Source organism: Mesorhizobium sp. M0571 (assembly GCF_040320985.1).
Classification (GTDB): Bacteria; Pseudomonadota; Alphaproteobacteria; order Rhizobiales; family Rhizobiaceae; genus Mesorhizobium.
The window spans coordinates 319,505-334,856 of sequence record NZ_JAMYQT010000003.1 but is presented as its reverse complement, the minus strand read 5'-3'; the positions used below and the strand labels follow the sequence as shown (position 1 = coordinate 334,856).

Below are 15,352 nucleotides of genomic sequence, written 5' to 3'. Positions count from 1 at the left end.
ACTTTTCGCCCGGCTTTATTTTTGCGCTGATTGATTCTTCACGCCGATTCGCGCAAGCGCTATGGTGCTGATTCGCGGTCCGGGGACGAGGCCCGGCGCACGCATCAGGGCGGTCTTGCATTCAGGCGGCGAAGAGGACCAAGACATGCCGGGGGATAACCCGCCTTGCGCGGGACAGGCCGTTTCCGGCGGCCGAAACGATTCGAAGACCACAGGCTCCGCTGCCAGGGGCGGCAGCCTTTTATGGCGCGCCGGCAGCCGCGTCGGGGTGCTGCTTGCTTCTTCGGCGCTGGCTGGTCCGCTGCTTGGCTTTGCAGCACATGCCCAAACCCGCGTGGCGCAAAAAGCCGGGCTGTCGGTCAGCACGGTCGAGGTCATGCAACTCGCCATGTTCGTCGGCGTCATGGGGGCGGCATTGCTGTCGGCCATCGTTCTGATCCGCGAAAGGGCGCGCACCTCGGCGGAAAATGCCGAACTCAGGACCCGCATCGCCGACGTCAATGCCGCGCTGCAGCGCTCAGAGGCGCTGCTCCATTCCCGCGACCAGCGCGTGGTCGTATGGGCTGCCGAAAACAAGAAACCCGAGCTTGTCGGGACATTGCCGATCGAGAGCGGCGCGCCGGAGGACCGTGCTGCCTTCCTGGCGTTCGGCCGCTGGCTGATGCCGCGTTCGGCGGCGGCGCTCGAGCACGCCGTGGCGGCACTGCGGGAAAAGGCAAAGCCCTTCGATCTCGTCATCGAATCGCAGGCCGGCCAGCCGCTCGAGGTTCATGGCCGCAAGAGTGCGGCGCATGTGCTGGTTCGCTTCGTCTCGCTTTCGGAGACACAGCGAAGCCAGGCCAGGCTGAAGATCGAGAACCAGCGCCTCGCCGCCGACCATGAGACCCTGATCGGGCTTCTGGATGCGCTCAAGATGCCGTCATGGCTGCGCACCGTCGACGGGCGGCTGAAATGGGTCAATCGGTCCTATGCCGAAGCGGTCGAGGCCGAGAATGCCGAAGCGGCGGTTCGTGATGGCAAGGAATTCCTCGGCGGCCAGGCGCGCGAGACGATCGCTGCGCAGCACAAGTCGCATCCCGTCTTCGAACAGACGCTCTCCACGGTGATCGAAGGCGACCGCCGTAGGTTTGCCGTGACCGATTTTGCCGGGGCGGACGGTTCGGCTGGTCTTGCCTGCGACATCAGCGCCATCGAGGCCATCCGTGGCGAATATGAGCGGACCGTGCAGAGCCACGCCGATACGCTCGATCAGCTCAACACAGCCGTGGCGATTTTCGATACCGACGAGAAATTGCGGTTTTTCAATCAGGCGTTCCAGAAACTATGGGGCCTCGACAGCGGCTTCCTGCACAGCGCGCCGGATAACGCCTTGCTGCTCGACCGCCTACGCAGCGAAGGCAAGATCGCCGAGCAGCCCGAATGGCGGCGCTGGAAAGAGAGCTTGCTCGGCGCTTACCGCGCGGTTGAATCGCAGGAGCATTGGTGGCATCTGCCGGACGGCAAGACCATTCGCGTCGTCGCCAACCCGCAGCCCAAGGGCGGCGTGACCTGGGTGTTCGAGAACCTGACCGAGAAGATGGACCTTGAAAGCCGCTACCAGACCGCGGTACGGGTCCAGGGCGAGACGCTCGACAACCTCGCCGAAGGCGTCGCTGTGTTCGGCCCCGACGGCAGGCTGAGATTGTCGAACCCGGCTTTTGCCGCACTGTGGGGGCTGGATGCCGATGCCTCAAAACCCAACGTCCATGTCTCGACGATCCGCGACCTTTGCGACCGCCGTGCCGTCGACAGTCCGTGGGGCGGGTTCGTTGCCGCCATCACCGGCTTCGACGACGAGCGCCGCGACCGTCACGGCCAGACCGAATTGAACAACGGCACTGTTTTGCGCTACGCGGCAATCCCTTTGCCCAACGGCCAGGTGATGATGACCTTCGTCGACGTTACCGACAGCGTCAATGTCGAGCGGGCGCTGAAGGACAAGAACGAGGCGCTGGAAAAGTCCGACCAGATCAAGAACGAGTTCGTGCAGCACGTCTCCTATGAGCTGCGCTCGCCACTCACCAACATCATCGGCTTTACCGAGCTTCTTTCACTGCCGTCGACTGGCCCGTTGAATCAGAAGCAACGCGAATATGTCGGGCATGTCGGCTCGTCCTCCTCGGTCCTGCTCACCATCGTCAACGACATCCTCGATCTGGCGACGGTGGATGCCGGAATCATGGAACTCGACATTTCCGAAGTTCACATCGATCGAACCATTACAGCCGCCGCCGAACTGGTCGCCGACCGGCTGGAGGAACATGCGATCAAGCTTAGGATCGACGCGGCGGCCGCGCCGAAAACCTTCCACGGCGACGAGATCCGCATCCGCCAGATCCTCTACAATCTGCTCAGCAATGCCGCCAATTACGCACCGGAGGCGAGCACCATAACGCTCGCCTGCCGCCAACTTGCCGACGGCGTGGAATTTTCCGTTCACGATGACGGCCCCGGCATGCCGCCGGACCTGCTTGACTCGGTGTTCCGGCGCTTCGAGCCGCGCACCAATGGCGGTCGCCGCCGTGGCGCCGGGCTCGGCCTGTCGATCGTCAAGAGCTTTGTCGAACTGCATGGCGGCAGCGTCCGCATCGAGACAGGCAGGGATAAGGGCACCACGGTTATTTGCGCCTTTCCCGACACGCCGTCCGGCATCCGCGCGGCGGCCGAGTAGCGCGTTCGATGGCGGTATTGGTGCTGGAGCGTTTTCTCGCCGACGAGGCTGCGACGGCAAGGCTTGGCGAGGATCTCGCCATGTCGCTGCGCCTCGGCGACGTGCTGGCCCTCAAGGGCGATCTCGGCGCCGGCAAGTCGACCCTGGCGCGGGCGCTGATCAGGGCACTGGCCGACGATGCCGGCCTCGACGTGCCGAGCCCGACCTTCACGCTGGTCCAGAGCTACGACACGCGTGTGCCGGTCCATCATTTCGACCTTTACCGGCTGGGCACGGCATCCGAGCTGGACGAGCTGGGTTTCGACGAGGCGCTGACGCAAGGCGCTGCGCTGGTCGAATGGCCGGAGCGGGCAGAGGCATATTTGCCGAAAACTTCGGTGCTGGTCGAACTCCTCCAGCAGGGCGACGGCCGCCTGGCGAGACTGTCGGGACAGGGCGCCGCCTTCGAGCGCGCGGCGCGATCGCTGGCCATGCGGGATTTTCTCGGGCAGGCCGGTTGGGGCGAAGCGCAGCGGCGATATTTCATCGGTGATGCCTCGGCCCGCTCTTACGAGATCGTCACGCTTGCCGGATTTCCGCCACGCGTGCTGATGAACTCGCCAAGGCTGGTGCTCGGACCGCCAGTCCGCGACGGCAAACCCTATGCCGAGATCGCTCACACCGCGCAATCCGTTTCGGCTTTCGTCGCCATCGACCGGGCCTTGCGGGCCGGTGGCGTCAGCGTCCCGGAAATTCATGCCCAGGATCCCGACCAGGGTTTTCTTCTGCTGGAACATCTCGGTTCCCAAGGGTTTCTCGGCAAGCGCGGCCAGCCGGTGGCTGAGCGTTATGCGGCGGCGGCCGAACTGCTTGCCATGATGCACGGCAAAACATGGCCCGCCCGCATGCAGGCCGGCCCCGGCGCCTTCCACGAGGTGCCGCCTTTCGACCGCGACGCTATGATGATCGAGGCCGAATTGCTGGTCGACTGGTATGTGCCGGCGATATCAGGCGCTCCGCCAAGCGAGGCGTTGCGCACCGGCTATCGCAGTGAATGGAATGCGGTGCTCGACCGACTCAAGGAGCGCGAATACACACTGATGCTGCGCGACTTTCATTCGCCCAACCTGATCTGGCGTGGTGAACGTTCCGGTCACGATCGCCTCGGCGTCGTCGATATCCAGGATGCGCTGATCGGTCCGTCCGCCTACGACGTCGCCTCGCTCGCCATGGACGCGCGCGTCACCATCTCACCTGAAATCGAAAAGCACACGCTCGCCGCCTATATCGCCGCGCGACGCGCGGCCGGCGTCTTCGACGAAGACGAATTCCTCGAAACCTATGCAATCATGGCCGCACAGCGCAATTCCAAGATACTCGGCATCTTCGTGCGGCTCGAAAAACGCGACGGCAAGCCTTATTATCTGAAGCACCTGCCGCGCATCCGCGATTATCTTCGCCGGGCGCTGGCGCAGCCGGCGCTGGCCGGGCTGCAGGATTTCTACATCGCCCACGGCTTGCTGGAGGAACGGTCGATTTGACGACTAAGGATTTGGGCCTGAAGGCGTCGGACGAGGGACCGATGCCCACGACCGCCATGGTGCTCGCCGCCGGGCTCGGCAAGCGCATGCGGCCGATAACCGAGACGATGCCGAAGCCGCTCATCAAGGTCGCCGGCAAGGCATTGCTCGACTGGGGGCTGGACAGCCTTGCCGAGGCAGGCGTCGCCAAGGCCGTCGTCAACGTCCATTACCTGCCGCAACAGATCATGGACCATGTTGCCAAGCGCAGCGTGCCGAAAATTGTCATATCTGATGAGAGCAGCGGCCTGCTCGACTCTGCCGGTGGTATCGTCAAGGCACTGCCCAGTTTGCGGGCACCCTTCTATGTGCTCAATGCCGACACCTTCTGGATCGACAGCGGCGTTTCCAACCTCAGGCGTCTTGCCCTTGCATGGAAGGGCGCGACAATGGACATTCTGCTGATGCTTGCGGATCTCCAGTCAGCAACCGGACATAGCGGCGGCACCGATTTCCTGATGGCGCCGGGCGGCGCCTTGCGGCGTGCAAACAAAGATCCGGCTGGCCTGATCTATGCCGGCGCCGCAATCGTCCATCCGCGCATCTTCAAGGATGCGCCGGCCGGCCCGCTGTCGCTTAACGCCTATTTCGATGCGGCCATCGCCGCCGGCCGCCTGTTCGGTATGACGATGCGTGGCCATTGGATCACTGTCGGCACGCCTGACGCGATCCCGCGGGCGGAAGCAGTGGTCGCCGCCGCGCTTGCCGGGTCGCCCGATGCTCTTGCTGAGGCACCCGGCGCTCTTACCGAGTCGAAATGAGCGGCTCCCGCCGCGTTTTCTCGATCCCGCCTGGAGCGCCGTTCCTGCCGACGCTGGCCGAGGCGCTGCTTGCAGGGCGCCTTGTTCCCGGTTTTGCCTATGATGGCGATCCGCTGGTGCTGGCCGATCTCACCATTTACGTGCCGACGCGCCGTGCCGCGCGGGCGCTTCGCGGCGTCTTCGTCGATGCTCTCTCGCGATCGGGAAGCCGCTCGGCGATCCTGCCGGTCATCCGCCCACTTGGTGAGTTCGATGAAGATGAAGCCGCCTTCGAGGCAGGAGCTTCCGCCGCCATCGACCTTGCGCCGCCGATCGCCGCGGTCGAGCGCCTGTTGCTGCTTGCGCCGCTGGTGCGGGCGTGGAAACGCCGCCTGCCGGCACATGTCGCGGCATTGTTCGACGAGGAGATCGTCATCCCGGCTTCGGCGGCCGACGCCATCTGGCTGGCGCGCGACCTTGCACGCCTGATGGATGAGATCGAGACCGAAGGCACGGATTGGGCGAGGCTCGCCGATCTTGTAACCGGCAACCTGGCAGGCTGGTGGCAGGTGACGCTCGATTTCCTGACCATCGTGACCGAGAACTGGCCGAAGCTCCTCGAGGAACGCCATCGCTCCAATCCGGCCGCGCATCGCAATGCCCTGATAAGGCTGGAGGCGGCGCGGCTGAAGCGCAATCCGCCCGCCGGACCGGTGATCGCCGCCGGTTCCACCGGGTCTATCCCCGCCACGGCCGAGCTGCTTGCCGCGATCGCCGGTTTGCCCAATGGCGCCGTCGTGCTGCCCGGCCTCGACCGGACGCTGGACGAACCGTCCTTTGCCGCGATTACCGCACCGGGTGTGCGCCCGGCCTTGCTTGGCCACCCGCAATACGGTCTGGCAAAGTTGATCGGCAAGATCGGCGTGCTGCGCGCCGATGTCGACGAGATTGCTGTTGCGCCGCGGCCGCTTACGCTGCGCGCCGCACTTGTCGGCGAGGCCCTGCGGCCGGCGGAAACCACCGAACTCTGGGCCGAGACGCGCGCCCGCTTCACCGCCGGCGATATTGCCGAGGCCTTCGCCGGTGTGACGCTTCTCGAAGCTGCCAGCGAACGCGACGAAGCCGTGGCGATCGCCGTCGCGCTCAAACAGGCTGTCGAACGGCCCGGCCGGCGCGCCGCACTCGTCACCGGCGACCGCGCGCTGGCGCGGCGCGTCTCAGTCGAGCTGTTGCGCTTCGGCGTCGCCGCCGACGATTCCGGCGGTACGCCGCTCATCAACACGCCAGCCGCCGGCCTGCTCAGGCTGGCGCTTCAAGCGGCGTTCCGTCCGGGCGACCCGGTCGCCTTGCTGTCGCTGCTCAAGCACCCCCTGCTCGGCCTCGGTTTGGAGCGGGCAAGCGTCCGCCATGCGGCCGAAATCGTCGAACTGGTGGCGCTGCGTGGCGGCACCGGGCGCCCGGATGTCGCGTCGCTGCCGCAACTCTTCGATGCCCGGCTCCTCGAATTCGACGACGGCGGCGATCGCCGCCGACCCTTCTGGCGGCCGCGGCTCTCGGTCAGGCGCATCGAACAAGCCCGCGATCTTCTGATCCGGCTAACTGCTGCACTGGCGCCGCTGCTTGCCTTTCGCGGCGAGGAGAATGCTGATCTTGCCACGCTTGTCCGGGCCAGCGTCGTCGCGCTCGAAAGCCTCGGCCGTGCTGCCGATGAAAGCCTGAGCGAGCTCTATGCCGGCGATGCGGGCGAAAAGCTGGCGGAGTTGCTGCGCGGGCTGGTCGCCGCGTCGGCATGGTTCTCCTTCGCGGCGGACGAATGGCCTGATGTGATGGAGGCGCTGATCGCGCCCGAAACGGTCAAGCCGGCGCAGGGCACCGACAGGAACATCGCCATCTGGGGCGTGCTGGAAGCGCGGCTTCAGGACGTCGATACGCTGGTCGTCGGCGGGCTCAACGAAGGCGTGTGGCCGCGCAAGCCGGAGAGTGACCGCTTCATGTCGCGGCTGATGAAGACCGGCATCGATCTCGAACCACCCGAACGGCGCATCGGCCTTGCCGCCCATGATTTCCAGATGGCGATGGGCGCGAAAAACGTGGTGCTGGCGCGCTCCGCCCGCTCCGGCGACGCACCGTCGGTGCCGTCGCGCTGGCTGCAGCGTATCCTTACCTTCGTCGGCGAGGAGCACGCTGCGGCACTTCGTCGGCGCGGCGATGAACTGCTTGCCTGGGCACGGGCACTCGATGCCGGCGAAAAGCAGGATTTTGCGCCGCGGCCGCAGCCGAAACCGCCGCTCGCCGTGCGGCCGCACCATTTCTCGGTCACCGAGATCGAAACGCTACGGCGCGATCCTTATGCCGTCTACGCCAAAAGGATCCTCCGCCTGATGCCGCTCGATCCGGTCGTTCGCGATCCGGGCGCTGCCGAGCGCGGCACGCTGTTTCACGCCATTCTGCACCTCTTCTCAGCGAGGGTGGCCGACCCGCGCACGCCAGAGGCGCTGGATGGACTTATCGCCGCCGGGCGCTCCTGCTTTGCCGAGGCGGCCCTGCCGGCCGATGTCGAGGCGGTGTGGTGGCCACGCTTCGAAAAGCTTGCCGCCGGCATCATCGAATGGGAGCGCGGCCGGGCCGCAGCGGTGGCACGGCGGCACGCCGAGGAACGCGCCGAAAAGACCGGCGTCGGCCGATCCGGCGTGACCCTGTCCGGCTATGCCGATCGTATCGATCTGCTGGCCGGCGGCATGGCCGACATTCTCGATTACAAGACCGGCTCCTCGCCATCCAAGGCGCAGGCGCACACGCTATTGTCGCCGCAGCTCGCGCTGGAGGGCGCATTGCTGCGGCGCGGCGCCTTCAAGGAGCTTGGCGCACGCGAGCCGTCGCAACTGGCCTTCGTGCGGCTGAGGCCGAATGGCGAGGTGTTCGAGGAATCGATCCTCGAATACAACCGCAAGCCGCGAACCGCTGCCGATCTCGCCGAAGAGGCGTGGGCGCGGTTGGAAAAACTGCTGATCCACTATGCCGACCCGACGACCGGCTATTTGTCGCGGGCGTTGCCGTTCCGCGAGGGCGAGACCGACGGCGACTACGACCATCTCGCCCGCGTGCTCGAATGGTCCGCCGGCGGCGACGCCGACGACGAGGGAGGGGAGGCATGAAGAAGGCCTATCCAATCCCGAGTGACACCGCCGCCAGCCAGGCGAGCGCCTCCGATCCGCAAAATTCCGCCTGGGTGTCGGCCAATGCCGGATCGGGCAAGACCCATGTTCTCGCCCAGCGCGTCATCCGGCTGCTGCTGCGCGGCACCGATCCGTCCAAGATCCTGTGCCTGACCTATACGCGTGCCGCCGCCGCCAACATGTCGAACCGGGTGTTTTCGACCCTGTCGCAATGGACAGCACTTGGCGACGCCGAGCTCTCGACACGGATAGAGGCGCTGGACGGCCGCCAGCCCGATCGCGAGACCATGCGCCGGGCGCGACGGCTGTTTGCCGAGGCGCTGGAAACACCGGGCGGGCTGAAGATCCAGACCATCCACGCCTTCTGCGAATCGGTGCTGCATCAGTTCCCGCTGGAAGCCAACATCCCCGCGCATTTCGAAATGCTCGATCCGCAAATGGAGGCTTCGCTGTTCGCCGCTGCCCGCCGCGACATGATTTCGGGCGGCGTTGCAGGCGATGCGGCATTGGCCGAGGCTTTTGCCACCGTGCTGGAGCGCGGTGGCGAACATGGGCTCGACGCACTGCTGTCCGAGATTGTGCGCAAGCGCGACGGTTTGCGCGTCTTCATCGTCGCGGCCGGCGGCGATGGTTTTCAGGCGCTGTTCGATGAGTTCCACTTCCGCACCGGCCAAACCGCCGAAGGCATAGCCGCCTCGGTCTGGCCGCTGCCCGGCTTCCTGCCGGATTATCTCGTCACCTTTTCCCGGGCGGCCGAGGCTGCCGATGCGCGCATCGTGCTGAACAATCTGCTGCCCTACGCCCGTCTTGCCTTCGCCGAGGATGACGCCGTCCGACGTCTGCATCTGCTTGCCAAGGCTTTCCTGAGGGCCGACGGCGAGCCCTATGATCCGGCAAAGACGTTCAAGAAGGCGTTGCTCGACCGGCTGCCCGACCTTGCCGAGCGCTATCTGGCGGCGGTCGACGCCATTCTCGAAATCTCCGACCGGCTGGCCTTGTTCAGGATGCTGGAAGGCACGCGTGCGGCGCTGACCATCGCCGACTGGCTGATCGCCCGCTACGAGCAGTTGAAGCGCGCCCGCGGCTTTCTCGACTTCAACGACCTGATCACCCGCACCGTCAACCTGCTGGCACGGCCCGATGCCGGCCCATGGGTGCAATACAAGCTCGACCAAGGGATCGACCACATCCTGCTCGACGAGGCGCAGGACACCAGTCCCGACCAGTGGGAGGTGGTCAAGCGGCTGGCGGAGGAGTTCTTTGCCGGGCTCGGCGCGCGCGACGCCGTCCACCGTACGATCTTTGCCGTCGGTGACGAAAAGCAGTCGATCTATTCCTTCCAGGGTGCCGCCCCAGATTCGTTTGCCGACAGCCGGCTTTTGTTTGCCGGCAAAGTTCGTGGTGCCGACGCCGCCTTCGCCGATCTCAAACTTACCTGGTCGTTCCGCTCGACCGACGACGTGCTTGCGGCGGTGGATCGCGTCTTTGTCGATCCGATCGTGCGGCGCGGCATCAGCCATGATCCCGATCCGCTCGACCATAAGGCGATCCGCACCGATGCGTCGGGTTACGTCGAGGTCTGGCCGTCGATCGGCGCCGATGTCGTCGACGAACCCGACGACTGGACGCAAGCGGTCGACCATGCCCACGCGCCGGCGGTGCGCGTTGCCGAAAACGTCGCAGCAACCATTGCCGGCTGGATCGGCAGCGGTGAGGTCATCGAAGGCCGCGGCAAGAAACTTCGGCCCGGCAATGTGCTGGTGCTGGTGCGCAAGCGCGACCGCTTCGTCCATGCGCTGACGCGGGCGCTGAAGCGCCGCGACATTCCGGTGGCCGGCGCCGACCGGCTCAGCCTGCCCGGACACATCGCGGTGAAGGACCTGATCGCACTCGGCCATTTTCTCATCCAGCCCGAAGATGATTTGTCGCTCGCCGCCGTGCTGCGCAGCCCGATCTTCGATATCTCGGAAGAGATGCTTTTCGCCCTCGCTTCCGAGAGGCCGCCCGCTGTCTCCTTGATCGCTTCGCTGCGCCGGCATGCCGGCGAAAGCGAGACCTTGGCCGCCGTCGTCAGCCGGCTCGACACATGGTCGAACGAAGCCGCATTCAAGCCGGTGTTCGAATTTTATGCCGGAGCTCTCGCCCGCGACGGCCTGCGCAAGAAGATGATCGCGCGGCTCGGGCCGGAGGCCGGCGATATCCTCGACGAATTCCTCAATTTCTGCCTGGCCGAGGAGCGGACCGGCCTGCCCGGACTGGAGTCCTTCCTGTCGACGCTGGAAAACGCCGGCCCCGAGATCAAGCGCGAGATGGACCAGACCCGCGACGAGGTTCGCGTCATGACCGTGCATGCCGCCAAAGGCCTGGAAGCGCCGGTGGTATTCCTGGTCGATGGCGGCTCCGCGCCGTTCAGCGACCAGCATCTGCCGAGATTGATGCCGTTCGAAGGCTCGGGCGACTGCTGGGATGGCAAGGGCTATCTCTGGCGTTCGGCCAGCGATGTTGCCAATGGATTTTCACGCGCCGCATCGGCCCGCGCCCGCGAGCTCGCCGACGACGAATACCGCCGGCTGCTCTATGTCGGCATGACCCGCGCCGAGGATCGGCTGATCGTCTGCGGCTACCATGGCAAGCGGGCGCCGAACACCGGCACCTGGCATTCGATCGTCAGCCGCGCGTTGGTCGGCGCCGCCGAAAGCGAGGAACGGCGGCACCCCGCTACCGCCGAAGCCGTGCACCGCTTTCAGGTGACGAAGCTGCCGCCCATGCCACTGGCGGCAGTGGATGAAGCACGGCAGGTGGAACGCGCCGCTCCGTTGCCGAAAACCCTGTTCCAGCCGCTGCCGCCCTTCGAGGAGCTGCCGCGGCCGTTGTCGCCATCCGGCGCCTCGGTGCTGATCGACGAAGCGAGGCAAGCCGTAGTCGACACGCGTTCGCCGGTACTGGACGCCGAGGCGGAGCCCGGCTTTGCCGTGATGCGCGGGCTGGCGCTGCACAAATTGCTGCAGATGCTGCCCGGCATCGCCGCGGGCGAACACCGGGATGCTGCCGAACGCTACCTGGCGCGCGCCGGCGCGGAATGGCCGGAAGACGAGCGCGAAAAAGCCTTGGCCGCGGTTTCCAGAATTCTTGCCGACAGCCGCTTCGCGCCGCTGTTTGCACCAAACTCGCGTGCCGAGGTCGCGATCATGGGCAGCCTGGAGGTGCGGGGAAAACTACGCTCGATCTCCGGCAAGATCGACCGGCTGGCGGTAACGCCCGGCAGCGTGTCGATCGTCGACTACAAGACCAACCGGCCGGCGCCGGCGATGCTCTCCGAAGTACCGCCCGCCTATGTTCTGCAGCTCGCACTCTATCGCGCGCTGCTTCAGCCGCTCTATCCGGGACGCGAGGTCTCGGCGGCACTGCTGTTCACCGAGGCGTCGCGGCTGATCGAGCTGCCGGCGGCAGTCATGGACGGTGCCCTTGCTCGACTCACGGGAGCGTGACACAACACCTGCTTGAAGAAAGACGCGATCACCACCACATTTGGTGCGACGAAAAAATCGAAAGGATCTCAGCATGGCCACCGTCAAGGTCGACAAGAGCAATTTCCAGGCCGACGTGCTCGACGCCAAGGAGCCCGTCGTGGTCGATTTCTGGGCGGAGTGGTGCGGCCCGTGCAAGATGATCGCCCCGGCGCTCGAGGACATCGCCATCGAACTCGGCAGCAAGGTGAAGATCGCCAAGCTCAACATCGATGAGAATCCTGAGCTGGCCGCGCAGTTCGGCGTGCGCTCGATCCCGACGCTGATGATCTTCAAGGGCGGCGAAGTCGCCGACATGAAGGTCGGTGCTGCGCCGAAGACCGCATTGTCGCACTGGATCAACGGCAGTCTCGCCTGATCCGATTGAAATTTTGCAGAACAGCCCGGCCTCGCGCCGGGCTTTTTCTTGGCGTCACCGATCCGCAGATCTGGCACTCGCCACTTGCCGTCTCATGCTCTTGTCTGGCTTAAAGCAGGAGAAGCGACATGACCGGATCCGCCAAGGCCACCGTCTTCATCGACAATGAGCGCGTCATCGTCACCGAATACCGCTTCGCCCCGGGCGACAACACCGGCTGGCACCGCCATGGCCACGACTACGTGATCGTGCCACTGACCGACGGCAAGGTGAAGCTCCTGACCAAGGACGGCGAATCCTTCGCCGAAATGAAGAAGGGTGCGCCCTATTTCCGCAACGAGGGCGTCGAACATGACGTCATCAGCGCAAATGATGGCGAATTCGCCTTCATCGAGGTCGAGCTGAAGTAATCCACCAACGTGTCGGCTGCGCCGCCATAAGCGTCCGGCAAGGCGCGATCACCAATCCGCGATACGATCGCCTCCGACGAATTGCGCACTTTCTTTCGTATATTCGAACAGTTCTATCTTCACGCCGTTAGGGTCGCGAATCCAAGCCTGGTACGTGTCATCGCACGCGCGTTTCTTTGAAGTGACTTCAACGCCCTTCGACCGCACATGCGCGATTGCGGCGTCGATGTTTTCCACTTCGAGGCAGAAATGGTTGATCTGGTTCAAGTCGCTATAACTCGCATGGTCTTTCTGGAACACCTCGACGTGACTACGGCTGTCGCAATTGAGGTAGAAACCGAAAATCTTCCCGTCGCGCAGGAAATTGAACTGGGTGTCCATGCCGAGGACGTCCCGATAGAAGCTTCGCGTCACTTCCAGGTCATTCGCGAAAATGCACACGTGAGCAAGCTGCTTTACCTTGATCATGACTGGCTCCTCGCGGTGGTCTGATAGGTCTGGCGTCATCGCGGCCCGGGCGAACGCACGCCTCAGGTCGGCGGCGTGCCGTTTTCGGCCAGTACCGCGCCGGCAAGGTAAAGCGATCCGCCGATCAGGATGCGCGGCGGCGGTCCGTCCCATGTATCGCGCAGCAGCATCAGTGCATTGGCGACGGAACTCACCGGCTCGGCTGACAGGCCGGCCTCGGTGGCGCGGGTCGCCAGTTCGTCATTCGGAACTCCGGCCTCGCTCAGGCTCACCGGCACGGTGTAGACATGCCGGACCAGCCCTTTGAAGGCACGGAAATAGCCGCTCTGGTCCTTGGTGTTGATCATGCCCGAGATCAGGAACAGCGGACGCGGGTTCTTTTCCTCCTGCTCGGCCAGCGCCTCGGCGACGACCACGCCGGCGCCGGGATTATGGCCGCCGTCGAGCCAGATGTCGGCGCCCTTCGGTGCCAGTTCGCTCAGCTTGCCTTGCGGCAACTTCTGCATACGGCCCGGCCAGACGACGCTGGCCATCGCCTTCTCGGCAGCGCGGTGGCTGATCTCGAAGCCCGCCGCCTTGACGGCCGCGATCGCCGCGGCCGCATTGGCGAATTGGTGGCGCCCCGGCAGGCGCGGCGGCGGCAGGTCCATCAATCCGTCTTCGTCCTGATAGACCATGCGGCCGTTTTCCTCATAGGCGAGGAAATCCTGGCCATAGACGAAGGCGGGACAGTCAAGCCGCTCGGCGGTTTCGATAAGCACCTGCTGCGCCGTCTCGCTTTCCTGCGCGCCGATGACGACCGGGCAACCACGCTTGATGATGCCGGCCTTTTCGGCGGCGATCAGTTCGACACGGTCGCCGAGATAGGCTTCGTGGTCGAGCGAGACCGGCATGATCACCGACACCGCCGGCTCGGCGATGACATTGGTGGCGTCGAAGCGGCCGCCAAGGCCGACCTCAAGGATGACCGCGTCGGCCGGATGTTCGGAAAACAAAAGGAAGGTGACGGCGGTGAGGATTTCGAAGACGGTGATCTTCTGACCTTGATTGGCCTCGGCAACACGAGCGATGGCTTCGGCGAAGACCTTGTCGTCCACCAGCCTGCCGCCGCCATCGGCGGCTAGCCGGTAGCGCTCGTGCCAGTTCACTAAGTGTGGCGAAGTGTGGACGTGGACGCGGTAGTCGGCTGCTTCGAGCAGCGCCCGCGAAAAAGCGGCACAGGAGCCCTTGCCGTTGGTGCCGGCGATGTGGATGACCGGCGGCAACTGGTCCTGCGGGTTGCCGAGGCGTTCGAGCAGCCGCGAAATGCGGTCGAGCGAAAGGTCGAAGCCCTTCGGGTGAAGCGCCATCAGGCTTTCGATTTCGCGGTCGGCGGCAAGCGTGGTCATGAAGGAATCCTAAGCGCGCGCACAACGGCACACAACAGCCGCTCGCGCCGCCTGATGTCGCGTCAGGCTTGCGGCCGGGCTTCGGCCGGGATCGCCACCGGCGGCAGGATTTCCGGCTCCTGTGGTTTTTGCTCTTCCGGCAGCTTGAGCAGCATTCTCAGCAGCCGCGCAACCGTCTGGCGCATCTCCAGCCGCGACACCACCATGTCGACCATGCCGTGTTCCATCAGATATTCGGCGCGCTGGAAGCCGTCGGGCAGCTTTTCGCGGATGGTCTGCTCGATGACGCGCGGTCCGGCAAAGCCGATCAGCGCCCCGGGCTCGGCAATGTGCACGTCGCCCAGCATGGCGTAAGAGGCGGTGACGCCGCCGGTCGTCGGGTTGGTCAGGACGACGATGTAGGGAAGGCCGGCCTCCTTCAGCCTGTCGACGCCAATCGTGGTCCGCGGCAGCTGCATGAGCGACAGGATGCCTTCCTGCATGCGGGCGCCGCCGGAGGCCGCAAACAGGATCAGCGGCCGCTTGCGCTGCAAGGCGACCTCGAAACCATGCACAATGGCGTCGCCGGCCGCCATGCCGAGCGACCCGCCCATGAAGGCAAAATCCTGCACAGTCACCACCACCGGCAGGCCCTCTACCGTGCCCAGCGCATTGATGATGGCATCTTCCAGGCCGGTCTTGGCCTTGGCATCCTTCAGCCGGTCTACATAGCGCTTCTCGTCGCGGAACTTGAGTGGATCCTGCACCACCTTGGGGTTCTCGAGCGTTTCGTATTTGCCGTCATCGAGGAAGAATTTCAGCCGCTCCTTGGCCGAGATTTTCATATGGTGGCCGGAGGACGGGATGACGAACTGATTCTGCTCCAGATCCTTGTGGAACACCATTTCGCCGGTCTCGGGATCCTTGATCCACAGGTTTTCCGGCATGTCGGTGCGGCGGCCGAGCATCGAATTGATCTTCGGGCGGACGTAATTGGTGATCCAGTTCATCGCTTCGGCTCCTGTCCTTACGAAGAC

Annotated in this window: 10 protein-coding genes; 7 read left to right on the top strand and 3 right to left on the bottom strand. The window is 64.8% G+C overall.

Going from position 1 to position 15,352, the window contains the following annotated elements; translation table 11 throughout:
* Positions 1–145: 145 nt before the first annotated feature.
* The 7 genes from NKI85_RS06135 (at position 146) to NKI85_RS06105 (ending at position 12,480) form a co-directional block, all read left to right on the top strand.
* Positions 146–2,710, top strand: a complete 2,565-nt coding sequence (locus NKI85_RS06135) for a sensor histidine kinase (protein ID WP_352522410.1) — start codon at positions 146–148, stop codon at positions 2,708–2,710.
* An 8-nt stretch (positions 2,711–2,718) separates the two neighbouring features.
* Positions 2,719–4,230: a tRNA (adenosine(37)-N6)-threonylcarbamoyltransferase complex ATPase subunit type 1 TsaE gene (gene tsaE, locus NKI85_RS06130; RefSeq protein ID WP_352522411.1), complete on the top strand. Its 1,512-nt coding sequence runs from the start codon at positions 2,719–2,721 to the stop codon at positions 4,228–4,230.
* 41 nt (positions 4,231–4,271) lie between these two features.
* A complete protein-coding gene (locus NKI85_RS06125; RefSeq protein WP_352522412.1) occupies positions 4,272–5,030 on the top strand; it encodes a nucleotidyltransferase family protein in 759 nt (252 codons plus the stop codon).
* Complete coding sequence (gene addB, locus NKI85_RS06120) at positions 5,027–8,164, top strand: double-strand break repair protein AddB (RefSeq protein ID WP_352776366.1); 3,138 nt, start codon at positions 5,027–5,029, stop codon at positions 8,162–8,164. Before NKI85_RS06125 ends, addB begins: the two co-directional genes overlap by 4 nt.
* Positions 8,161–11,673 (top strand): double-strand break repair helicase AddA, encoded by a 3,513-nt coding sequence (gene addA, locus NKI85_RS06115; protein WP_352522414.1) that lies wholly within the window; start codon positions 8,161–8,163, stop codon positions 11,671–11,673. Before addB ends, addA begins: the two co-directional genes overlap by 4 nt.
* Positions 11,674–11,746: 73 nt before the next feature.
* Complete coding sequence (gene trxA, locus NKI85_RS06110) at positions 11,747–12,070, top strand: thioredoxin (RefSeq protein WP_352522415.1); 324 nt, start codon at positions 11,747–11,749, stop codon at positions 12,068–12,070.
* A gap of 128 nt (positions 12,071–12,198) precedes the next feature.
* Positions 12,199–12,480, top strand: a complete 282-nt coding sequence (locus NKI85_RS06105) for a cupin domain-containing protein (protein WP_023718287.1) — start codon at positions 12,199–12,201, stop codon at positions 12,478–12,480.
* 48 nt (positions 12,481–12,528) lie between these two features.
* On the opposite strand, the gene NKI85_RS06100 is transcribed toward NKI85_RS06105, so the two are convergent.
* From NKI85_RS06100 to accD, 3 genes are all read right to left on the bottom strand, one after another.
* Positions 12,529–12,948, bottom strand: coding sequence for a VOC family protein (locus NKI85_RS06100; RefSeq protein WP_352522417.1), 420 nt, complete (start codon positions 12,946–12,948; stop codon positions 12,529–12,531).
* A gap of 62 nt (positions 12,949–13,010) precedes the next feature.
* Complete coding sequence (locus tag NKI85_RS06095; protein ID WP_352522418.1) at positions 13,011–14,336, bottom strand: bifunctional folylpolyglutamate synthase/dihydrofolate synthase; 1,326 nt, start codon at positions 14,334–14,336, stop codon at positions 13,011–13,013.
* A gap of 62 nt (positions 14,337–14,398) precedes the next feature.
* Positions 14,399–15,325 (bottom strand): acetyl-CoA carboxylase, carboxyltransferase subunit beta, encoded by a 927-nt coding sequence (accD, locus tag NKI85_RS06090; protein WP_352522419.1) that lies wholly within the window; start codon positions 15,323–15,325, stop codon positions 14,399–14,401.
* Positions 15,326–15,352 lie beyond the last annotated feature (27 nt).

Bases quoted from the DNA above. Each gene is read 5' to 3' on its own strand.
- addB (WP_352776366.1), top strand. From the start codon at position 5,027: ATGAGCGGCTCCCGCCGCGTTTTCTCGATCCCGCCTGGAGCGCCGTTC.
- trxA (WP_352522415.1), top strand. From the start codon at position 11,747: ATGGCCACCGTCAAGGTCGACAAGAGCAATTTCCAGGCCGACGTGCTC.
- tsaE (WP_352522411.1), top strand. From the start codon at position 2,719: ATGGCGGTATTGGTGCTGGAGCGTTTTCTCGCCGACGAGGCTGCGACG.
- NKI85_RS06135 (WP_352522410.1), top strand. From the start codon at position 146: ATGCCGGGGGATAACCCGCCTTGCGCGGGACAGGCCGTTTCCGGCGGC.
- NKI85_RS06125 (WP_352522412.1), top strand. From the start codon at position 4,272: ATGCCCACGACCGCCATGGTGCTCGCCGCCGGGCTCGGCAAGCGCATG.
- NKI85_RS06095 (WP_352522418.1), bottom strand. From the start codon at position 14,336: ATGACCACGCTTGCCGCCGACCGCGAAATCGAAAGCCTGATGGCGCTT.
- NKI85_RS06105 (WP_023718287.1), top strand. From the start codon at position 12,199: ATGACCGGATCCGCCAAGGCCACCGTCTTCATCGACAATGAGCGCGTC.
- accD (WP_352522419.1), bottom strand. From the start codon at position 15,325: ATGAACTGGATCACCAATTACGTCCGCCCGAAGATCAATTCGATGCTC.
- NKI85_RS06100 (WP_352522417.1), bottom strand. From the start codon at position 12,948: ATGATCAAGGTAAAGCAGCTTGCTCACGTGTGCATTTTCGCGAATGAC.
- addA (WP_352522414.1), top strand. From the start codon at position 8,161: ATGAAGAAGGCCTATCCAATCCCGAGTGACACCGCCGCCAGCCAGGCG.